Source organism: Azospirillum sp. B510 (assembly GCF_000010725.1).
Taxonomy (GTDB): Bacteria; Pseudomonadota; Alphaproteobacteria; order Azospirillales; family Azospirillaceae; genus Azospirillum; species Azospirillum lipoferum_B.
This window is the reverse complement of the sequence record NC_013854.1, coordinates 473,915-494,249: the sequence shown is the minus strand read 5'-3', so window position 1 is coordinate 494,249 and position 20,335 is coordinate 473,915. Positions and strand designations below refer to the sequence as shown.

The window sequence follows — 20,335 nt, the reverse complement described above, 5'->3', positions numbered from 1 at the left end:
CCCGCTCAGCGGTAGAAGCCAGCGGTCTGGTGTAAGGAACGGTCCTTTGAGGGCCGGGAGCCGTCCGTCTCACGACGCGGCAACCCCCGAACGAGTCATTTTTGAATGTAATGCTCCACCTGGAGCTTTCCAGGCATTCAGGCTCCATAGCCGGAATGCCCGCCTTTGAGCCGGCCTTGAAGCCGGCCTCGGCCTTAGGACCTAGGTCCCATGGCTGGTATGGGTGCGGCGAGCGCGCCCTCTCAACCCGCGAGAGCGGCGGAAGGTTCGGCGAAAAAAGTGTGACGGCATCGGCGGGTGACGGCGTGAAACCGGCGGCAATCGTCATTGCCCGTCCAGTCGGGGAGAGGTGCCCATTGCGATTCGACTGGGCGCTCCTGATCACGCCATCGGCCTCCTCAAGCAAGCGCGCCGCCTCGACCAAGCACGGCGCAGGGAATTACCGTCGATGCTGAACTCCAAACCTTAACAATTCCCGCAAGGGGCGTTGCGGTTTGCCGCAGTGGCTTGCCGCGATGGCAGCCGGGCCTCACAACACCTCTTTCCGACGATGTTGCGTCCCAATCATGCCCATCAACAAGGCGGAAATTTGGAGGCGGTCGGACAAGGATGGGGCACGGCGAATCGTTACCGCTCGATTACCGAACTGTTTCAACCACTTGGCAGGCTTGCCACGGCTCAGGACATTTTTTTGGCCCGCTCGCGCATGGCCCCTTGCCAAGCGCGGCTGTCCCGGATTTCCAAGGGATGACCCGAGTTTCGCACAATTCCCAGATCAGGCGGGCCTCAGGCCGGCTGGGCGGCCGTCGCCATCGCCAGGGCTTCGCGCAGACTGGCCGGCGTGACCGGCTTGACCAGCACCCGGTCGGCTCCGCTGGCCTGCGCCTTGGCCTTGCGGTCGTCATCGACACGGCCGCTCATCAGCACGACCGGCAAGGCGCTGCCGCGCGGCTCGCCACTGACACGCAACTTCTGGACGAATCCAAAACCGTCCATTGGCTGCATTTCCACGTCGCACAGAACCAGATCGGGGGAATGGGCGGCGACGGCGGCGAGCCCCGATTCGCCGTCGGCGGCCTGATGCACCGCCTTGACGCCCAGCGCGCCCAGCATCTTGGCCAACACCATCCGGGTGAAGGATTCATCCTCGACCACCAGGACCGACAGGGCGCCGAACAGCGTCTCCGTCTTGCCCATCGCAGCGATCTCAGCCGATCGGTCAGCCACCACGCCCCGCCCCTTCGCTTGAGCGACCCCAGGCGGATGCGCACCGGCGGTCATTTCGTGACCCGTATTGTGTACGATGGCAACCAGTGCCGCGCAAGATGCCGAAGGTCATGACGGGCCGGACAAGCCCCCGGACCGCCCTGGGCCCTCTGCCCTGGGACTGCCCTGGATGAGCGGTTGCGCCGCCCGCCCGCCCCCGCTTAGATGGACGGCATGAGCTTCCTCGATCATATCCGCGCGTGCAACGCGCATGACCTGTCCGGCTTCCGCCCGTTCGAGCTGGACGGCCACACCGTGGGCTGGGTGCGCCACACCCTGGCCGAGGCACTGCCCGGCGTCGATCCCGGCTTCGTCGTCACCGCCGAGCGGCTGACCATCGCGCCAGGGATCCGGGATTTCGAGGCGCGCTCCACCCTGCTCGACCATGCCGCCGCCTTTCTGGTGGAACAGGGCACGGTCAAGGCGCTGCGCGGGGAATATTATCCGGTCCTGCCACGCTGGGGAGCGGAGCCGCTGGCCCGGCTGGACCGCGCCGCCGTCGGCGCCTTCGGGATCGAGGCCTATGGCCTCCACATCAACGGCTTCGTCCGCACCGGCTCCGGCGGCCTGTCGTTGTGGGTCGGCCGCCGCGCCCGCGACCGCGAAATCGCCCCCGGACAGCTCGACAACCTGATCGCCGGCGGTCAGCCCATCGGCCTGAGCCTGGCCGAGAATCTGGAGAAGGAGGCCGCCGAGGAGGCCGGGCTGGACGCGGCGACCGCACGGCTGGCGGTGCCGGTGGGCGCCATCAGCTACATGATGGAGACCCCGGCCGGGCTGAAGCGCGACCGCCTGTTCGTCTATGACCTGGAACTGCCGCCCGACCTCATCCCGGTCAACACCGACGGCGAGGTCGAGTCCTTCGAGCTCTGGCCGCTGGACAAGGTGGCGGAGTCGGTGCGCGGCGGCGATGACTGGAAATTCAACGTCAACCTCGTGGTGACCGATTTCCTGATCCGCCACGGCTGGCTGACCCCGGAGAACGAGCCCGACTATCTGGAGATCGCCCGCGGCCTGCGCCGGTAGGCGCCGGATCGGCGCGCGGGACCGCGAACGGAAAAAGGCCCCGCCCTCCCGGGAGAGCAGGGCCTTCGATTGTTCAGCCGGGGGACGCCCGGCACCTTGATCGTCGCGGCGGTTATTGCGGCAGCGGCTGCGGGCTGTCGGCCAGCGAGCGCAGATAGGCGATGACGGCGGCGCGGTCCTCGTCCTTCTTCAGACCGGCGAAGGTCATCTTGGTCCCCGGGGCATAGGCCTTCGGATCATAGAGGAACTTGTTCAGCTCGTCATAGCTCCAGCTGCCGCCGGTCTTGACCAGCGCGTCGGAGTAACCGAAGCCCGACATGTGCCCCTTCGGGCCGCCGACGACGCCATACAGGTTGGGTCCGACCTTGGCGGCACCGCCCTTGTCGAAGCTGTGGCAGGCGGCGCAGGCCTTGGCGACCTTCTGGCCGGCGTCCGGGCTGGCGGCGGCGAGCAGCGGCGCGATCGGCGCCGGGCCGGTGGGAGCGGCACCCTTGTCGGCGGGCGCGCTTGCCCCCTCGGGCGTCGCGACGACATAGACGCTCTTTTCGAGCGGCTTCGAATGAACCAGCACCTTGGACGCGAATCCTGCCAGCATCGCGATCAGCCCGGCCAGCAGCACGGCGCCGAAAATCTTGTTCCACTCCATGCTCATTGATGAGCCCCTTTGTTCCCTAATTTCAGTGCACCCGGCGTTTCTCCCGCCCGCGGCTGAACGCGCCGCGGCTACCATAGCCCGCGGTCCGAAGCTTGTCATAGCCCGGCGGACCGCGAAAAAAGGTCGCATACAAATTTGCCGCAGTCACCAGCCTCTTAATTTACTTGCGCATTACGCTGCATCGCAAAACAGGATATGTCGCGTCCCGCCACCGACTTGACGCCTGCCCCATGACAGGGATGCGCGATGCCGGCCCTTGACGCCGCCCCGGCGTCCGTGGTTCACCCGCGCCGGTCATGTCACGAATCCGTGATCGACCGGACCGTCCCACCGGAGTTTCCGCGCCATGCCGACCGCCACCTCCGCCAACCACTCCGCCGCCTCCCCCGGCAAACGCGCCGGCGGCCGTCCCGCCAACCCGGTCGTGGTGATCCCGGCGCGCATGGCCTCGACCCGGCTGCCCGGCAAGCCGCTGGCCGACATCCTCGGCGCGCCGATGATCGTCCATGTGCTGCGCCGCGCCCTGGAGGCGGAGATCGGCCCGGTGGTGGTGGCCTGCGCCGAACCGGAGATCGCCCGCGCGGTCGAGGCCGCCGGCGGCACCGCCGTGCTGACGCGGCCCGACCATCCCTCGGGCTCCGACCGCATCTTCGAGGCGCTGCGGCTGATCGATCCGGACGGGCGTCACGACGCGGTGGTGAATGTGCAGGGCGACCTGCCGACCATCGAACCGGAGAGCGTGCGCGCCGCCTTCGCCCCGCTGGCCGACCCGGAGGTCGACATCGCCACCCTGGTGGCCGAGATCACGCGGGAGGAGGAGCGGACCGATCCCAACGTGGTAAAGGCGGTGCTGGAACTGCCGGCGGGAGCCCGGCTGGGCCGCGCGCTCTATTTCACCCGCGCCACCGCCCCGACCGGCGACGGCCCGCTCCATCACCACATCGGCCTCTACGCCTACCGCCGGGCGGCGCTGGAGCGTTTCGTCTCGCTGCCGCCCTCGGTGCTGGAGCGGCGCGAAAGGCTGGAACAGCTGCGCGCCCTGTCCAACGGCATGCGCATCGACGCGGCGGTCGTTGACGCGGTTCCGCTGGGTGTCGATACTCCCGCCGACCTGGAGCGCGCCTGCGCCCTGCTGTCCGGCCGCGACGCCGGCTGACGCCTGACAGACCACCCACTCACAAGCCTTGTTATAAGATTCGCCGGGGGAATTCCGTTCATGGGCACGTCCAACATCATCGCCTTCCAGGGCTTCCCCGGCGCCTATTCCGATCTGGCCTGCCGCAACGCCCGGCCGACCATGACGACGATGCCCTGCGCCACCTTCGACGACGCCTTCGCCGCCGTGCGCGAGGGCCGGGCCTCGCTGGCGATGATCCCGGTGGAGAATTCCATCGCCGGCCGCGTCGCCGACAACCATTACCTGCTGCCCGAAGGCGGCCTGCACATCATCGGCGAGCATTTCCAGCGGGTGAACCATCAGCTGCTGGCGCCGAAGGGCGCCACGCTGGACAGCATCCGGACGGTGCGCAGCCACATCCAGGCGCTGTCGCAATGCCAGACCGCCATCCGCGGCCTGGGCCTGGAGCCGATCAACCATGCCGACACGGCGGGGGCGGCGAAGGAGATCGCGGCGCTGAACGATCCGCGCCATGCCGCCATCGCCTCCTCGCTGGCCGCCGAGATCTACGGCCTCGACATCCTGAAGAGCGGGATCGAGGACGCCAGCCACAACACCACCCGCTTCCTGATCCTGGCGCGCGAGCCGAAGCTGCCGGCCGCCGGATCCTGCAAGACGATCACCACCTTCGTCTTCCGCGTCCGCAGCGTGCCGGCGGCGCTCTACAAGGCGCTGGGCGGCTTCGCCACCAACGGCATCAACATGACCAAGCTGGAAAGCTACATGGTCGGCGGCCATTTCACCCAGACCCAGTTCTATGCCGACGTCGAGGGCCATCCGGACGAGCGCCCGCTGCGCCTCGCGCTGGAGGAGCTGGATTTCTTCGCCCGCGAGGTGAAGATCCTCGGCGTCTATCCGGCCAACCCCTTCCGCTATCAGGACAGCCAGCGCATCGGCGAGGACTGAGTCCCTCCCGCGACACATCAAGCCTGTTTCGCGATTGCCGCAAGTCGCGCGTCATTCCGCCGCAGTGACGTGACTTAACCCGCGTCACGAGAGCCGGGGCCTGGGAAAGATTAGCGGAAGTTGTTATAAAGGAGGGGCTGGAACGGGTCGGTTTCAAGCGACCACGAACAGGACCGACCACAACACGGCACACTCCCACGGCGGCTGACGGGTGAGACCCCGCCGACGGCCATGGCGCCATGGATGGAGGTTGCCATGCTCACGATGGAAGATTGTCTGGGACTGGCCAATCTGGAGGCGGAGGAGGTGGCGCAGATCGCCACTCACGAACATCTCCCCTTCATGACCGCGCTTGAGAAGGGGGCGGCCTTTCTCAACGAACCCTGGGGTGACGCCGCCGTCCGTCAGATGGTGTGGGACAATCTCTGCCGCGCCCATCACAACCCGGCCGAGACCGCGACGCTGCTGGCGCTGTACAACGACACCTGCGCCCGCCACCCCAACCCCTTCGATCGCCGCCACTCTCCCCACCGGGCCGCGGAGACGCGGCACTGGCATTGAGGAAGGTTGATCACCCCTCCGCCAGCCATTCCCGGATCAGGCGGTTGGCGATCGAGTCGGTCCGGGGAAGGCGGAAGCTCTCGTCCGGCACATGGCCGCGCAGGAAAGCGCGGTCGAACCAGGCGGCGCTTTCCAGCTCGTCGTTGCCGGTGTCGATGGCGAAGCTGGTGGCCCGCGCGGTGAAGCCCAGCATCAGCGACGACGGGAAGGGCCAGGGCTGCGACGAGCGGTAGCGGATGTCGGTCACGGTCAGCCCGACCTCCTCGAACACCTCGCGGGCCACCGTGTCCTCCAGGCTCTCGCCGGGTTCGAGGAAGCCGGCGAGAACCGAATGCATGCCGGGCGGAAACCGGCTCTGGCGGCCCAGCACCACGCGGTCGCCGCCGTCATGGACCAGCATGATCACCGCCGGGTCGGTGCGCGGGAAATGCTGGGTGGCGCAATCCGGATTGGTGCAGAGCCGCACATGGCCGCCTTCCGCCGATGCCGCCGGGGAGCCGCAGACTCCGCAGAAGCGGTGGCGGGCGTTCCACCACACCATGCCGCGGGCATAGGCGCACAGCGCCGCCTCCCCTTCCGGCATCAGCGGCCCGGTGGCGCGCAGATCCTCGAAGCGGCCGCCGCCGCGCAGCGCCGGCAGGGCGTCCGGCTCCTCCACCATCGACAGATCGACGGCGAAGAGTGGGGTGCCGTCCTCCATCAGGCCGAGGAAGATCGGCACCGCGTCCAGCCCGTCGGCCGGCAGCAGGACGGCGCGCGGCGCCTCCTGCGGACCGGCGACGAAGCTCCTGCTCTGCCAGACCGGCAGGACGCGGGAGGCGGGCGCCAGCCAGGCCTGGGTCAGCCAATCCTCGTCCTTGCGGCGGAGGGAGGCGCGGTCGACCGGCGCGGCGGCGTAGATGTTGGGGCGGTTCGTCATGGCCGGTCGAGGCTGCCACAGGACGCGCCGGCCGGAAAGCCCTCCCGGCGGATGAGCTGTCCAGCGCAAATCGGGCTTGTCCCCGGGAACCCGAGAGCGCCCGGCCCCGGATGATGCGCCGGGCGCTTTCGGGTTTCCGGGGCGAACCCGCGCCGTTAGGATGCGGCGACCGATTCCGACAGCAGCTTTCAAGGAGCGACCATGACCGAACCCTGCCCCGCCCCGATGGTGGCGCTCGCCCAGCGGTTGGCCGACTCCGGCGGCAGCGTGGTCCGCCGTTATTTCCGCACCCCCGTCGCCATCGACGACAAGGCCGACGCCTCGCCGGTCACCGTCGCCGACCGCGAGGCGGAGCATGTCATCCGCACCATCATCGAAAGCCAGCGCCCCGACGACGGCATTCATGGCGAGGAGCATGGCGTCAAGAATCTGGACGCGGAGTGGGTGTGGGTGATCGACCCGATCGACGGCACCAAATCCTTCATCACCGGGCGGCCGATCTTCGGCACGCTGATCGCCCTGCTGCACCAGGGCCGCCCGGTGCTGGGCATCATCGACCAGCCCATCGTCGGCGACCGCTGGATCGGCGTCGAGGGCCGCCCGACCACCCACAACGGCCAGCCGGTGCGGGTGCGCCCCTGCCCCGGCGGTCTTTCCGCCGCCATGTTCGGCACCACCTCGCCCGACCTGTTCCCCGGCGGCGATTACGAGGCCTACCGCCGCGTCGCCGCCAGGGTGAAGACCGCCTCCTATGGCGGCGACTGCTACAGCTATGGCCTGCTGGCGTCGGGCTATTACGACCTCGTCGTCGAGTCGGGGCTGAAGCTGTACGACTTCGCCGCCCTGGTGCCGGTGGTGACCGGAGCCGGCGGGGTGATGACGGATTGGGAGGGCAAGCCGCTTGACGCCACCTCCGGCGGCCGGGTGATCGCCGCCGGCGACCCGCGGACCCACCGGGAGGCCATGGCCGCCCTCGCCGGCTGAGCTGGCTGGCCGAACCACCGCCATCAATCATCCGTTCGGACTCCGAAATGATCTCCATCGACCCGCCCGCCCGTTCCGTCTTCGAAACCTCCCCTGAAAAGCTGAAGCCCTTTCTGGAAGGGCTGGCGGCGCGGGTGTCGGACGGGTCCAACTGGATGGTGCGCAAGAAGACCATCTGCGACCTGCTGCTGGGTCTGGACGCCTTCTTCGCCCTGCCGGCGGCGGAGCGGCAGGCGCTGATGGCCGGCGGCGGCGCCTCCGCCGACCTTGCCGAGGCCGAGGGGCAGGCGGCGAGCGGGCCGGAGGATTTCCGCCGGGTGCTGCCGATCTATGTCGGCGCCATCCTGGAGGGGCTGCGGGAGGCGGACATCTCGTCCGCGGAACAGGCCGGCTTCTACATCCTGTCGATCCATCCCGAACATCAGGCGGCGGCGGAGCGCTGGATGCTGGCCGACCCGCGCAACGGCAAGGCGCTGCGCAAGCTGATGCGGACCGACCGCCGCTACCGCCAGCTGATGGACCGCATGGCCGACCATTGGCGGGCGGTGCCGGGCCTCTGACCCCGCAGCCCAATTGCGCTTGGGAATCGCGCCAGAGGATTGCGCCAGAGGATTGCGCTTGACCGGGGGGCCGGCGTGGCAATCTAACCAGAATGCCCGTCCCCCGCACAGGACCGCCGATGCGCCGCCTTCTCGTCCTCGCCGCCACGATCCTGACCCTGGCCGCGCCGGCCGCCCTCGCGCCCGCCCTCGCGGCGACCAGAACCGTCACCGCGCTGAGGCAGTTCGGCGAGCCGCGGTTCAAGCCCGGCTTCACCCATTTCCCCCAGGTCAATCCCGACGCGCCCAAGGGCGGCTCGATCGGGGTGGCGGAATCGCAGCCGGGCACCTATGACAGCCTGAACACGCTGATCCTGCGCGGGGTGCGGCCGCGCACGCTGGGGCTGATCTCCGACACGCTGATGGTCGGCTCCGGCTGGGAACTCGACGCCGCCTATGCCCATCTCGCCGAAAGCGTGGAGCTCCCCGACGATTACGGCTGGGCGGTCTTCACGCTGCGCCAGGGTGCGCGTTGGCATGACGGCGCGCCGATCACCAGCGCCGACATCGTCTTCACCTGGGACGCGATCCAGGCCCATGGCGCGCCCTTCCTCAAATCCTTTCTCGACCACATCGCCAAGGTCGAGGCGCTGGACGAGCGCCGTTTCAAGATCACCCTGACCGGCACCGGGGAGATCAAGCCGATCATCGATTTCGCCACCACCTTCTCGCCCCAGCCCAAGCATTGGTGGACATCGAACGGTCGTGACATCGCCAAGACGACGCTGGAACCGGTGCTGGGCAGCGGTCCCTACCGCATCAAAACGGTCGATCCCGGCCGCTCCATCACCTATGAGCGGGTCGCCGACTGGTGGGCGAAGGATCTGCCGACCGCGCGCGGCTTCTACAATTTCGACACGGTGAAGGATGATTTCTACCGTGACGACGACGTGATGTTCGAGGCGTTCAAGGCCGGCGCCTATGATTTCCGCGGCGAATACCGGGCGGCGCGCTGGACCACCGGCTACGACTTCCCCGCCGCCAGGGACGGCCGCGTCCTGAAGCTGGAGGTGCCGAGCGAGCTGCCGCTGGGCGCCCAGGGCTTCCGCCTGAACACCCGCCGCGACAAGTTCGCCGACCCGCGCGTGCGCGAGGCGCTGACCCTGCTGTTCGATTTCGACTGGATCCAGAAGAACATCCTCTATGGCCAGTACAAACGGACGCTGAGCAACTTCCCCAATTCCGACTTCGGCGCCAAGGGGCCGCCCACTCCGGCGGAGCTGGCCCTGCTGGAGCCGTTCAAGGCGCAACTGTCCGAGCGGCTGCTGACCCAGCCCTTCACCCTGCCGGCCACCGACGGCGGCGGCAACAACCGCGCCCAGGTCCGCGAGGCGACGCGCCTGTTCAAGGAGGCCGGCTGGGAGACCCGCAACGGCAAGCTGACCAACGTGAAGACCGGCGCGGTGATGGCGATCGAGTTCCTCGACGGCACCGGCGCGCTGACCCGTGTCACCCAGCCCTATATCGAGACCCTGCGCCGGATCGGCATCGACGCCACCATGCGCCTCGTCGACACCGCCCAGTATCAGGCGCGGCTCGACGAGTTCGATTTCGACGCCACCACCATCAATCTCGCCTTCTTCACCCCGCCCGGCACCGAGCTGCGCAGCTATTTCGGCTCCGCCGCCGCCGGCCTCAAGGGATCGGCCAATTATTCCGGCATCCATGACCCGGTGGCCGACGCGATGATCGAGAAGGCGCTGACGGCGAAGGATCTGGAAACCGTCCAGGCCGCCACCCGCGCGCTCGACCGCGTTCTGCTGTGGGGCTTCTACATGGTGCCGCAATGGCACAACCCGGACAGCTGGGTCGCCCACAAGGCGTGGCTGGCCCATCCCACGGTCTGGCCGAAATACGACCAGGGCTTCCGCAGCACCAATTTCCCGGCGACCTGGTGGGTCGATGCGACCAAGAAGGCCGCACAGCCTTGATGCCGCCCCATTGCGGGGCTAACTCCATCAGACTGAAGAGCTTTCGGCAAAACGGGCAAGGGAGGGGATCGGGAATGGCGGGTCGGATGCGGTCGCTGGGAGGCCGATTGGGCAGGGGGCTGGGCCGTGGGCTGGGCAGTGGCGTGGCCGGAGCGGTCGCGGGGCTCCTGCTGATGGCCTCCCCGCTGGCGGCGCAGAGCCAGGGCGGCCATGCCCTGAGTCTGCATGGAGCGCCGAAATACGGGCCGGACTTCCAGCATCTCGACTATGTCAACCCCGACGCCCCGAAAGGCGGCGAGGTCAAGATGATGGCCTTCGGCGCCTTCGACAACCTCAACCCCTTCATCCTGCGCGGACAGGCCGCCGCCGGGGCCGGGCTGGTGTTCGAGACGCTGACCACCAGCAACGGCGACGAGGGCGGACTCACCGAATATGGCCTGCTGGCCGAGACCATCCAGGTCGCCGACGACCGGACCTGGGTCGCCTTCACCCTGCGTCCCCAGGCCCGCTTCCACGACGGCACGCCGGTCACCGCCGACGACGTGATCTGGAGCTTCGACACCCTGAAGGAAAAGGGCCACCCGCTCTACCGCACCTATTACGCCGATGTGGTGAAGGCGGAGAAGACCGGCGAACGCACGGTCAGGTTCTCGTTCCGGAATGGCGACAACCCCGAGCTTCCGGTCATCATGGGCCAGCTGCCGGTGCTGCCCAAACAGTTCTTCGCCAACCGCGATTTCGCCGCCACGACGCTGGAGCCCCTGCTCGGCAGCGGCCCCTACAAGGTGGTCGATGTCCAGCCCGGCCGCGCCATCACCTATGAACGGGTCAAGGACTGGTGGGGCCGGGATCTGCCGATCAACCGCGGCCGCTACAATTTCGACCGCATCCGCTACGACTATTACCGCGACCTAGACGTCGCCTTCGAGGCGTTCAAGGCCGGCGCCTATGATTTCCGGCTGGAGAACTCGTCGAAGAACTGGGTCACCGGTTACAAAACCCCCGCGATCGAAAGCGGTCAGATCATCCGGGAGGAGTTGAAGAACGAAGATCCGCAGGGAATGCAAGCCTTCGTCTTCAACATCCGCCGCCCGATCTTCCAGGATCGCCGCGTGCGGGAGGCGCTGAATTACCTGTTTGATTATGAATGGACGCGGGCCAACCTGTCCTACGGCCTCTATCAGCGCACCAAGAGCTATTTCGCCAACACCGAACTGGCCGCCACCGGGCTTCCCTCCCCGGAGGAGCTGAAGCTGCTGGAACCGCTGCGCGGCCAGATCCCGGACGAGGTGTTCACCAAGCCCTATGAGCCGCCGAAGACCGATGCCAGCGGCAACATCCGTGGCAGCCTGCGCACAGCACTCGGCCTGCTGAAGGAGGCGGGTTGGGAGTTGAAGAACGGCAAGTTGACCAACGCCGAGGGCCAACCCTTCCGCTTCGAGATCCTGCTGGTCCAAGCCGATCTGGAGCGTGTCGTCCAACCCTTCGTCCGCAACCTGGAACGCGCCGGGATCGAGGCGCAAATCCGCGTGGTCGACAGCGCGCAGTATCAGAACCGCAGCGATAATTTCGATTACGATATGGCCACCGAGCGGTTCCTCCAGTCATTGTCGCCCGGCAACGAGCAGCGCGACTACTGGGAATCCTCGCGCGCCGACCAGCCGGGCAGCCGCAACGCCATCGGCATCAAGAACCCGGCGGTGGACAAGCTGGTGGAAACGGTGATCGCCGCGCCCGATCGCGCGGCGCTGATCACCGCCACCCGCGCGCTCGACCGCGTGCTGCTGTGGAACTGGTATGTCATCCCGAACTGGTACGACAACGTCTACCGCGTCGCCTACTGGAACCGTTTCTCCCACCCCGCGGTTGCCCAGAAATACGGGCTGGGCTTCCTCGACAGCTGGTGGGTCGACGCGGACAAGAACGCCAAGCTCGCCAACAGCGCCCGCAGGACCGGGCCCTGAAACGGTGCCCGGGACATCGCCGGGACACGAAACCGGTCTAGATTTGCGTCACCGTTGAGGATTGGGGAGGGTCGGGACACCCGCGATGCTGGCCTACATCATCCGCCGCCTGCTGCTGATCATCCCCACCCTGTTCGGGATCATGGTGATCAATTTCCTGATCGTGCAGATCGCCCCCGGCGGTCCGATCGAACAGATGATCGCCCGCGTCCAGGGCACCGCGGTGGAGGCGACGTCGCGCATCGGCGGCAGCGCCGGCGGCGACGCCAACGCCGCCCAACGCCAGGCCCAGACCGCCGGCGACAGCGGCGGCAAATACCGCGGCGCCCAGGGACTGGATCCCGCCTTCATCAAGCAGCTGGAGAAGGAATTCGGCTTCGACAAGCCGCTGCATGAGCGCTTCATCCACATGATGTCGAACTACATCCTGTTCGATTTCGGCACCAGCTACTTCCGCGACCGCCGCGTCGTCGATCTGGTGCTGGAAAAGATGCCGGTGTCGATCTCGCTCGGCATCTGGACGACGCTGATCGTCTATCTGGTCTCCATCCCGCTCGGCATCGCCAAGGCGGTGCGCGACGGCCAGCCCTTCGACGTCTGGACCTCCGGAATCGTCATCGTCGGCTACGCCATCCCCAGTTTCCTGTTCGCGGTTCTGCTGATCGTCGTGTTCGCCGGCGGCCGCTATCTCGACTGGTTCCCGCTGCGCGGTCTGGTGTCGGACAATTGGTCCGGCCTGCCCTGGTACAGGCAAATTCTGGATTACTTCTGGCACATGGCCTTGCCGGTGCTCTCCATGGTGATCGGCGGCTTCGCCGGCCTGACCATGCTGACCAAGAACTCCTTCCTGGAGGAGATCGGCAAGCAGTATGTCACCACCGCGCGGGCCAAGGGCCTGACCGAGAACCGCGTGCTGTACGGCCATGTCTTCCGCAACGCCATGCTGATCGTCATCGCCGGTTTCCCCGGCGCCTTCATCGGCATCCTGTTCACCGGCGCCATGCTGATCGAGGTGATCTTCTCGCTCGACGGGCTGGGACTGCTGGGCTTCGAGGCGGCGATCAACCGCGACTATCCGGTGATGTTCGGCACGCTCTATTTCTTCACCCTGCTGGGGCTGATCATGAATCTGGTCGGCGACATCACCTATGTGATGGTCGATCCCCGCATCGACTTCGATTCGCGGAGGGTGTGATGACTCCGCTGACCCGGCGCCGGCTGGCCAATTTCAAGGCGAACCGCCGCGGCTTCTGGTCCTTCTGGATCTTCCTGGCGCTGTTCACCGTCTCGCTGGGGGCGGAGTTCATCGCCAACGACAAGCCGCTGCTGGTCCGCTACGAGGATCACTATTACTGGCCGGTCTTCCGGACCTACCCCGAGACCACCTTCGGCGGCGAGTTCGAGACCGAGGCCGATTACCGCGACGCCTATGTCCGCGACCTGATCACCGCCAAGGGCTGGATGGTCTGGCCGCCGATCCCCTACAGCTACCGCACCATCAACTACAATCTGCCGGTCCCCGCCCCCGCCCCGCCGTCCGCCGACAATTGGCTCGGCACCGACGACCAGGGGCGCGACGTGGTGGCGCGGCTGATCTACGGCTTCCGCATCTCGGTGCTGTTCGGGCTGGTGCTGACCGCCTTCTCCTCGGTCATCGGCGTGGCGGCCGGCGCGGTCCAGGGCTATTTCGGCGGGCTGACCGACCTGTTGTTCCAACGCTTCATCGAGATCTGGCAGGGGCTGCCGACGCTGTTCCTGCTGATCATCCTGGCCAGCGTGGTGACGCCGACCTTCTGGTGGCTGCTCGGCCTGCTGCTGCTGTTCTCCTGGACCGCGCTGGTGCATGTGGTGCGGGCGGAGTTCCTGCGGGCGCGCAACCTCGATTACGTGCGCGCCGCCAAGGCGCTGGGGGCCGGCGACGTCACCATCATGGTGCGCCATGTGCTGCCCAACGCCATGGTGGCGACGCTGACCTTCATGCCCTTCATCCTGAACGGCTCGATCACCACCCTGACCGCGCTGGATTTCCTGGGATTCGGCCTGCCGCCCGGCTCGCCGTCGCTGGGCGAGCTGCTGGCCCAGGGCAAGGCCAACCTCCAGGCGCCCTGGCTGGGGCTGACCGCCTTCCTCGTGCTGGCGATCATGCTGAGCCTGCTGATCTTCATCGGCGAGGCGGTGCGCGACGCCTTCGACCCGCGCAAGACCATCGCCCAGATGTCCAGCGCGCCGCCGGACGAGACCGCGGCGGCGGCGCGCAAGGAGGCGGCGGAGTGACGATGACGACCGTGAAGAGCCCGACATGAGCCCCATGCCCCCCAACCCCGACCTGCTGTCCGTGCGCGGCCTGCGCGTCGATTTCCGCTCCGGCGCCGGAGCGACCCAGGCGGTCAAGGGCGTCTCCTTCGACATCCAGAAGGGCGAGACGCTGGCGCTGGTCGGCGAATCGGGCTCCGGCAAGTCGGTCACGGCGCTGTCGATCCTGCAACTGCTGCCCTACCCGATGGCGCACCACCCCGCCGGCTCGATCCGCTTCCGCGACACCGAGCTGCTGGGCGCCGACGAGCGCACCCTGCGGCAGGTGCGCGGCAACCGCATCGCCATGATCTTCCAGGAGCCGATGACCTCGCTGAACCCGCTGCACAGCATCGAGCGGCAGATCAACGAGACGCTGTTCCTGCACAAGCGCCTGTCGAAGAGCGCCGCGCGCGCCCGCACGCTGGAGCTGCTGCGCCTCGTCGGCCTGCCCGACCCGGAAAAGCGGCTGACCGCCTACCCGCACGAGCTGTCGGGCGGCCAGCGCCAGCGGGTGATGATCGCCATGGCGCTGGCCAACGAGCCGGACCTGCTGATCGCCGACGAGCCGACGACGGCGCTCGACGTGACGATCCAGGCGCAGATCCTGGCGCTGCTGAAGGATTTGCAGAGCCGATTCGGCATGGCACTGCTGCTGATCACCCATGATCTGGGCGTGGTCCGCAAGATGGCCGATCGCGTCTGCGTGATGAACCAGGGCGAGATCGTCGAACAGGCCAAGGTCGACGACCTGTTCATCCGCCCGCGCCACCCCTACACCCGGAAGCTGCTGTCGGCCGAGCCGCGCGGCAACCCGCTGTCGCCGCCCGAGGATGCGGCGGAGGTGATGGCCGCCGAGCGGCTGAAGGTGCATTTCCCGATCAAGAAGGGGCTGCTGCGCCGCACCGTCGGCCATGTCAAGGCGGTGGACGGCGTCGATGTCGCGGTCCGCCGCGGCCACACCGTCGGCGTCGTCGGCGAATCGGGATCGGGCAAGACGACGCTGGGCCTGGCGCTCCTGCGGCTGCATGCCAGCGAGGGCGCCATCCGCTTCGACGGCGCCGACATCCAGGGCTGGCAGCCGAAGCGCCTGCGCGGCTTGCGGCGCGAGATGCAGATCGTCTTCCAGGACCCCTATGGCAGCCTGTCGCCCCGCCTGTCGGTCGGCCAGATCATCGGCGAGGGGCTGGGCATCCACGGCATCGGCGACAGCGGCGAACGCGAGGCGATGGTCGCCCGCGCCCTGGAGGAGGTCGGACTGCCGCCCGAGGCGCGCAACCGCTACCCGCATGAATTCTCCGGCGGCCAGCGCCAGCGCATCGCCATCGCCCGCGCCCTGGTGCTGAAGCCGAAATTCGTCGTGCTGGACGAGCCGACCTCCGCCCTCGACATGTCGGTGCAGGCGCAGATCGTCGATCTGCTGCGCGACCTCCAGGCCCGCCACAACCTCGCCTACCTGTTCATCAGCCATGACCTGCGGGTGGTGCGGGCGCTGTCCAGCCATGTCATGGTGATGAAGGACGGCAAGGTGGTCGAACAGGGGCCGACCCAGCGCATCTTCGAGGAGCCGCGCGAGGCCTACACCCGCGCCCTGCTCGCCGCCGCGCTGAACCTGGAGGCGGTGGAGTCGCCGGCGGTGCGGACGTGAGTGGCGCGGACGTGAGCGGGCTTTATCGCCGACCGCTCCACGGGTAGGGTACCGCTCCCCTCGCACTGACCGACGCCGCCATCATGACCGACACCGCCCCGCAGGACGCCGCCCACCTCGCAACCCAACTCGCGGGGGCCGTCCGGTCGGGGGACCGGCGGGCGCTGGCGCGGGCGATCACGCTGATCGAATCGACGCGCGCCGACCATCGCGCCATCGCCGACGCGCTGCTGGCCGCCCTGCTGCCCCACACCGGCAACTCGGTGCGACTCGGCATCTCCGGCGTGCCGGGGGTGGGCAAATCGACCTTCATCGAGGCGTTCGGTCTGCATGTCATCGGGCTGGGGCACAAGGTGGCGGTGCTGGCGGTCGATCCGTCGTCGCAGCGCACCGGTGGCTCGATCCTGGGCGACAAGACCCGCATGGTCGACCTGTCGCGCGAGCCCGACGCCTTCATCCGCCCCTCCCCGGCGGGCGCCACGCTGGGCGGGGTGGCGCGGCGCACGCGCGAGGCGATGCTGATCTGCGAGGCCGCCGGCTTCGACGTCCTCATCGTCGAGACCGTCGGCGTCGGCCAGTCGGAGACCGCGGTGGCCGACATGGTCGACCTGTTCATGCTGCTGCTGCTGCCGGCCGGCGGCGACGAGCTGCAAGGCATCAAGAAGGGCATCGTCGAGCTGGCCGACCTCGTCGTCGTCAACAAGGCCGACGGCGACCTCGCCGCCACCGCCCGCCACACCGTCGCCGATTACCGCCACGCGCTGACCCTGCTGCGCCATGGCGACTGGCGGGTCCCGGTGCTGAGCTGCTCCGCCGTGCGGAAGGTGGGCATCGACACGGTGTGGGACACCATCGGCGAGCACAAGGCCCTGACCGGTGCCAACGGCGCCCGCGCCACCCGCCGCGCCGAACAGGCCCGCGCCTGGCTGTGGAGCGAGATCCGCGAGACGCTGATCGACCGCTTCCGCGCCCACCCCGCCGTGCGCGCCGATCTGGCGCGACTCGAGGCGGAGGTGACCGCCGGCACCACCATCCCGACGGCGGCGGCCCACACCCTGCTGGGGCGCTTCCTCGACCGGCCGGAAACCTGCTGAGGAAACCGCCGGATCCGGCGGCGTATAAGTCGTCCCGCTCATGTTGCACCGCAACAAATCCGTTGCGCCGCAGCAGCCGTAGGGCTATCCTGCATCGGGCGGGAAAGGGGCGATCTGTGCCGATTCGGCCGAATCGATCATATCGCTTGGGCCGGGGTGCCCGCGGTCTCCTGGGGTTACGCCGGAGCGGCCTTTCCGTTTCCGCCAACGCGCCTTCACCTACGGGAGACAACGCCATGACCGCTCAGCCGACCCCCGCCGCCGTCCTGACCCTGTTCAAGACCAACGCCCAGACGACCGCCGCCACCGCCGCCGCCAAGTCCGCCCGCGTCGCCACGCTGGTGCAGGACGGCTATCGCCGTTGGTTCGACGGCGTGACCGCCTCGGTCACCGATGCCAGCCGTCTGGCCGCCGGGTTGGGCAAGGCCCGCAACGCCGCCGATCTGGCCGCCTTGCAGCGCGACTGGCTCTCAACCACCCAGGCCCGCGTGACCGAGAGCGTGCAGAGCTTCCTGGACGTTTCCAGCAAGATCGCCGCCGAGATCACCGCCCTGCCGATTCCGGCCGCCGATGTTGCCCCGGTTGCCGCCCCCGTCGCCGCCCCCGTGGCCGCGCCGGCGCCGAAGGCCGCGCCGGTGACGGTCCCGGAGGCCCCGGCCGCCGTTGCCACGCCGGAGGTCGAAACCCCGAAAGCCGAGGCCGCCGCTCCGGCCCCGATCGTCGAAGCCCCGGTCGTTGATACCCCGGTCGCCGCCACCGTCGCCGCCCCGGCCGCCCCAGCCGCCCAGCCGGCCGCCCAGCCGGCCGAGGTCCCGGTGCAGCAGCTGGTCGAAACGGTGAAGGCCGAGACGGCCGCCCCCGCCGCGGCGATCGCCGCCGAGGCGAAGGCCGCCGCCAAGCCGGCGCCGCGCCGCGCCGCCAAGCCGGTCGCCGCCAAGCCGGCGTCGAAGACCTCCCCCACCGTGAACTGACAGCAGTCAGGACAAGACTGGCGCGGCGCGTCTCTTCACCGGAACGAAGAGGCCGCCGCGTTTCGACTCTCCACACGCCCGCGACGACTCGGCCTTTTATGGCTTCATCGCGGATCCCGGTCTGACGACAGGCTTGACGACGGCGCTTTTGTTCGACTATATAGCGGCCTCCTTCGGGCGGCAGGCCGTCCGTTACCGGGTTTCATTTGCTAAAATAAAGGATCAGTCCGATGGCACGTCGGTGCTCCGTGACCGGCAAGGGCACGCAGTTTGGCAACAACGTCAGCCACGCCAACAACAAGAATCGCCGCCGCTTCCAGCCGAACCTCCAGGAAACGTCGCTGCTGAGCGACAGCCTGGGGCAGCTGGTGCGTCTGCGCCTCTCGGTGAACGCGATCCGCTCGATCGAGCACAAGGGCGGCCTCGACGCCTTCCTGCTCGACGCGAAGGACGCCGTGCTGAGCCTGGACGCCCGTCGCATCAAGCGGCGGATTTCCAAGGCGCAGGAGAAGCAGCAGGCCGCGGCCTGATCGCTTCCCCGATTCTTGGGCGCGTTGGTGTGCTGAGGCGGGGCGCTTGCCGCTCCGCAGATGAGATTTAGGACGCGTACAGGACGATTCCGACTCCCGGTAAGAGAGCGGCGCGCGACATCCGAAAGGGTGCCGCGCGTTTCGTCGTTTCGGGGGAGGGTGTTGCGACCTGAAAAGTTGGCCCCCTCACTCCCCCGGCAGCTCGTCCGGATCCTCCGCGTCCACCACCCGCCGGGCGATCTCGTAGCCGAAGCCGGCGCGTCCCAGCGCCGCCATGTCCTTCTCCCGGTGCGACTCGCGCTGCTCCGGCCGCCGGTAGGGTCCCAGCCGACGCCGCTTCGCCAACGCCAGCGCGGCGGTCAGGTCCAGATCCGGCCCGACATCCTCGCGCAGGCTGTCGAGCGCCTTGTCGGTCTCGTCGCGGCCGATGCCCTTGCCGGCCAGCTTGCGGGCGATCAGCCGGGTGGAGGCGCCGCGCCGGTGCAGGCTTTCGGTGCGCATGCGGGCATAGGTCTCGTCGTTCAGCAGGCCGCTGCGGACATAGCGGGCCAGCAGCTCCTCGACCCAGCGCGCGCCCTCCTCGCGGTCGGTGCCATGGGCCTTGGCCGACAGATCGACCTTGCGCATCAGCACCCGGCGCAGGTTGGACGTCGAACTGGCGAAGCGCTCCAGGTAATGCAGCGCCGCATTCTCCAGATACCGCGGCGTGACCCGCTTCGGCGGCGTCCTCGCCGGCGAACGGGCGGGGGGAACGGAACGCGTGTCGTCGGTGTTCATGGCAGTCCCTTCGGCGGCGGCGGTTGCCGGATGGACCGGCCGCACGTACAGTCCGTGGCCTTTTCCGGCCGGTTCCCAAACAGGCAGCCAGACAGGCGGCCCCACAGGCGGTTTGTGACGCGATGACCCTTCCCCTTCCTCCCATGCCGCGCAACGTCGGTTCCGTCAACTGGATCGGCCTGTGGACGCTCTACGCGCGCGAGGTCCGGCGCTTCATCAAGGTGCACCAGCAGACCATCTGGGCGCCGGTGGTGACGACGCTGCTCTATTACGCGGTGTTCGCCCTGTCGCTGGGATCGGCGGTGCGGATGGTCGGCGCGACCCCCTATCTGGAATTCCTGGCGCCGGGCCTGATCATGATGGCGATGGTGCAGAACGCCTTCGCCAACACCTCCTCCTCCGTCGTGATCGCCAAGGTCCAGGGCAACATCGTCGACATCCTGATGCCGCCGCTGTCGCCGATGGAGCTGGTCAGCGGCTTCGTCTTCGGCGGCGTCACCCGCGGCGTCGTGGTCGGTCTGGTCACCGGGCTGGCCATCTGGGCGGTGATCCCGATGCATATGCCGAATCCCGGATTCGTGCTGTACCACGCGGTGATGGCGTCGATGCTGCTGTCGCTGCTGGGGCTGGTCGGCGGCGTCTGGTCGGAGAAGTTCGACAACATCGCGGCGGTGACCAACTTCGTGGTGACGCCGCTGTCCTTCCTGTCCGGCACCTTCTATTCGGTCGACACGCTGCCGCCGGTCTTCTGGTGGGTCGCCCATTTCGACCCCTTCTTCTACATGATCGACGGCTTCCGCTACGGCTTCATCGGCACGTCCGACGGGTCGCGCTGGCTGGGGGTCGTGGTGATGCTGGCGGTGAATGCCGGGCTCTGGTGGCTGGCCTGGCGCATGTTCAAGACCGGCTACAAGCTGAAGGCGTGAAGTTTCCGCGTCGCTTGCGTCTTTTCCGACCTGTCCGTTGACAGAACCCATCAATCTCCGGATATTTGCCGTTCCCGGCGGCCAACCATGACCGCCGGCTTTTCCATTT

Annotated in this window: 19 protein-coding genes; 15 read left to right on the top strand and 4 right to left on the bottom strand. The window is 68.0% G+C overall.

Annotated elements, in window-relative coordinates:
• Positions 1-786: 786 nt before the first annotated feature.
• Positions 787-1,227 carry a response regulator gene (locus AZL_RS02300; protein WP_247894253.1) on the bottom strand — a complete coding sequence of 147 codons (441 nt, stop codon included), beginning with the start codon at positions 1,225-1,227 and terminating at the stop codon, positions 787-789.
• Positions 1,228-1,440: 213 nt separating this feature from the next.
• On the opposite strand from AZL_RS02300, the gene AZL_RS02295 reads away from it, so the two are divergent.
• A complete protein-coding gene (locus AZL_RS02295; RefSeq protein WP_012973062.1) occupies positions 1,441-2,292 on the top strand; it encodes an NUDIX hydrolase in 852 nt (283 codons plus the stop codon).
• 112 nt (positions 2,293-2,404) lie between these two features.
• Here AZL_RS02295 and AZL_RS02290 read toward each other — a convergent pair whose 3' ends face one another.
• Positions 2,405-2,944, bottom strand: a complete 540-nt coding sequence (locus AZL_RS02290; RefSeq protein ID WP_012973061.1) for a c-type cytochrome — start codon at positions 2,942-2,944, stop codon at positions 2,405-2,407.
• Between the two features lie 445 nt (positions 2,945-3,389).
• Between AZL_RS02290 and AZL_RS02285 the strand changes: the two genes are divergently transcribed.
• The 3 genes from AZL_RS02285 (at position 3,390) to AZL_RS02275 (ending at position 5,591) form a co-directional block, all read left to right on the top strand.
• Entirely contained in the window at positions 3,390-4,103 is a 714-nt protein-coding gene (locus AZL_RS02285) for a 3-deoxy-manno-octulosonate cytidylyltransferase (protein ID WP_042443397.1), read from the top strand.
• A gap of 60 nt (positions 4,104-4,163) precedes the next feature.
• Complete coding sequence (locus AZL_RS02280) at positions 4,164-5,030, top strand: prephenate dehydratase (protein ID WP_012973059.1); 867 nt, start codon at positions 4,164-4,166, stop codon at positions 5,028-5,030.
• Between the two features lie 255 nt (positions 5,031-5,285).
• Positions 5,286-5,591, top strand: coding sequence for a hypothetical protein (locus AZL_RS02275; RefSeq protein WP_042442385.1), 306 nt, complete (start codon positions 5,286-5,288; stop codon positions 5,589-5,591).
• Between the two features lie 10 nt (positions 5,592-5,601).
• On the opposite strand, the gene nudC is transcribed toward AZL_RS02275, so the two are convergent.
• The gene (gene nudC, locus AZL_RS02270) at positions 5,602-6,510 is read right to left on the bottom strand and encodes an NAD(+) diphosphatase (protein ID WP_012973057.1); all 909 of its coding nucleotides are present in this window, start codon (positions 6,508-6,510) and stop codon (positions 5,602-5,604) included.
• A gap of 201 nt (positions 6,511-6,711) precedes the next feature.
• Here nudC and hisN point away from each other — a divergent pair, with 201 nt between their 5' ends.
• The 10 genes from hisN (at position 6,712) to rpmB (ending at position 18,523) form a co-directional block, all read left to right on the top strand.
• Positions 6,712-7,494, top strand: coding sequence for a histidinol-phosphatase (gene hisN, locus AZL_RS02265; protein ID WP_012973056.1), 783 nt, complete (start codon positions 6,712-6,714; stop codon positions 7,492-7,494).
• A gap of 47 nt (positions 7,495-7,541) precedes the next feature.
• Positions 7,542-8,054, top strand: a complete 513-nt coding sequence (locus AZL_RS02260) for a hypothetical protein (protein ID WP_012973055.1) — start codon at positions 7,542-7,544, stop codon at positions 8,052-8,054.
• 119 nt (positions 8,055-8,173) lie between these two features.
• The gene (locus AZL_RS02255) at positions 8,174-10,024 is read left to right on the top strand and encodes an extracellular solute-binding protein (RefSeq protein ID WP_042442384.1); all 1,851 of its coding nucleotides are present in this window, start codon (positions 8,174-8,176) and stop codon (positions 10,022-10,024) included.
• A 173-nt stretch (positions 10,025-10,197) separates the two neighbouring features.
• Positions 10,198-11,988, top strand: coding sequence for an extracellular solute-binding protein (locus AZL_RS02250; RefSeq protein ID WP_052293682.1), 1,791 nt, complete (start codon positions 10,198-10,200; stop codon positions 11,986-11,988).
• Between the two features lie 85 nt (positions 11,989-12,073).
• Positions 12,074-13,183, top strand: a complete 1,110-nt coding sequence (locus AZL_RS02245; RefSeq protein ID WP_012973052.1) for a microcin C ABC transporter permease YejB — start codon at positions 12,074-12,076, stop codon at positions 13,181-13,183.
• Positions 13,183-14,262 (top strand): ABC transporter permease, encoded by a 1,080-nt coding sequence (locus AZL_RS02240; protein WP_042442382.1) that lies wholly within the window; start codon positions 13,183-13,185, stop codon positions 14,260-14,262. Before AZL_RS02245 ends, AZL_RS02240 begins: the two co-directional genes overlap by 1 nt.
• A gap of 25 nt (positions 14,263-14,287) precedes the next feature.
• Positions 14,288-15,928, top strand: coding sequence for an ABC transporter ATP-binding protein (locus AZL_RS02235; RefSeq protein ID WP_012973050.1), 1,641 nt, complete (start codon positions 14,288-14,290; stop codon positions 15,926-15,928).
• Between the two features lie 83 nt (positions 15,929-16,011).
• Complete coding sequence (gene meaB / locus AZL_RS02230) at positions 16,012-17,022, top strand: methylmalonyl Co-A mutase-associated GTPase MeaB (RefSeq protein WP_012973049.1); 1,011 nt, start codon at positions 16,012-16,014, stop codon at positions 17,020-17,022.
• 236 nt (positions 17,023-17,258) lie between these two features.
• Complete coding sequence (locus AZL_RS02225; RefSeq protein ID WP_012973048.1) at positions 17,259-17,993, top strand: hypothetical protein; 735 nt, start codon at positions 17,259-17,261, stop codon at positions 17,991-17,993.
• Positions 17,994-18,223: 230 nt separating this feature from the next.
• On the top strand, positions 18,224-18,523 hold the full coding sequence (rpmB, locus tag AZL_RS02220; RefSeq protein ID WP_012973047.1) for a 50S ribosomal protein L28: 300 nt from the start codon (positions 18,224-18,226) through the stop codon (positions 18,521-18,523).
• A gap of 186 nt (positions 18,524-18,709) precedes the next feature.
• Here the strand turns inward: rpmB and AZL_RS02215 are convergent, their stop codons facing one another.
• Positions 18,710-19,300 (bottom strand): regulatory protein RecX, encoded by a 591-nt coding sequence (locus AZL_RS02215; protein ID WP_042442380.1) that lies wholly within the window; start codon positions 19,298-19,300, stop codon positions 18,710-18,712.
• A 122-nt stretch (positions 19,301-19,422) separates the two neighbouring features.
• Here AZL_RS02215 and AZL_RS02210 point away from each other — a divergent pair, with 122 nt between their 5' ends.
• A complete protein-coding gene (locus AZL_RS02210; RefSeq protein WP_012973045.1) occupies positions 19,423-20,226 on the top strand; it encodes an ABC transporter permease in 804 nt (267 codons plus the stop codon).
• Positions 20,227-20,335: the final 109 nt, after the last annotated feature.

Excerpts from the sequence above, each read along its gene's own strand:
- AZL_RS02260 (WP_012973055.1), top strand. The coding sequence starts at position 7,542 with ATGATCTCCATCGACCCGCCCGCCCGTTCCGTCTTCGAAACCTCCCCT.
- AZL_RS02245 (WP_012973052.1), top strand. The coding sequence starts at position 12,074 with ATGCTGGCCTACATCATCCGCCGCCTGCTGCTGATCATCCCCACCCTG.
- AZL_RS02295 (WP_012973062.1), top strand. The coding sequence starts at position 1,441 with ATGAGCTTCCTCGATCATATCCGCGCGTGCAACGCGCATGACCTGTCC.
- AZL_RS02225 (WP_012973048.1), top strand. The coding sequence starts at position 17,259 with ATGACCGCTCAGCCGACCCCCGCCGCCGTCCTGACCCTGTTCAAGACC.
- rpmB (WP_012973047.1), top strand. The coding sequence starts at position 18,224 with ATGGCACGTCGGTGCTCCGTGACCGGCAAGGGCACGCAGTTTGGCAAC.
- meaB (WP_012973049.1), top strand. The coding sequence starts at position 16,012 with ATGACCGACACCGCCCCGCAGGACGCCGCCCACCTCGCAACCCAACTC.
- AZL_RS02210 (WP_012973045.1), top strand. The coding sequence starts at position 19,423 with ATGACCCTTCCCCTTCCTCCCATGCCGCGCAACGTCGGTTCCGTCAAC.
- AZL_RS02250 (WP_052293682.1), top strand. The coding sequence starts at position 10,198 with ATGGCCTCCCCGCTGGCGGCGCAGAGCCAGGGCGGCCATGCCCTGAGT.
- hisN (WP_012973056.1), top strand. The coding sequence starts at position 6,712 with ATGACCGAACCCTGCCCCGCCCCGATGGTGGCGCTCGCCCAGCGGTTG.
- nudC (WP_012973057.1), bottom strand. The coding sequence starts at position 6,510 with ATGACGAACCGCCCCAACATCTACGCCGCCGCGCCGGTCGACCGCGCC.
- AZL_RS02235 (WP_012973050.1), top strand. The coding sequence starts at position 14,288 with ATGAGCCCCATGCCCCCCAACCCCGACCTGCTGTCCGTGCGCGGCCTG.
- AZL_RS02290 (WP_012973061.1), bottom strand. The coding sequence starts at position 2,944 with ATGAGCATGGAGTGGAACAAGATTTTCGGCGCCGTGCTGCTGGCCGGG.
- AZL_RS02255 (WP_042442384.1), top strand. The coding sequence starts at position 8,174 with ATGCGCCGCCTTCTCGTCCTCGCCGCCACGATCCTGACCCTGGCCGCG.
- AZL_RS02285 (WP_042443397.1), top strand. The coding sequence starts at position 3,390 with ATGGCCTCGACCCGGCTGCCCGGCAAGCCGCTGGCCGACATCCTCGGC.
- AZL_RS02240 (WP_042442382.1), top strand. The coding sequence starts at position 13,183 with ATGACTCCGCTGACCCGGCGCCGGCTGGCCAATTTCAAGGCGAACCGC.
- AZL_RS02275 (WP_042442385.1), top strand. The coding sequence starts at position 5,286 with ATGCTCACGATGGAAGATTGTCTGGGACTGGCCAATCTGGAGGCGGAG.
- AZL_RS02280 (WP_012973059.1), top strand. The coding sequence starts at position 4,164 with ATGGGCACGTCCAACATCATCGCCTTCCAGGGCTTCCCCGGCGCCTAT.
- AZL_RS02215 (WP_042442380.1), bottom strand. The coding sequence starts at position 19,300 with ATGAACACCGACGACACGCGTTCCGTTCCCCCCGCCCGTTCGCCGGCG.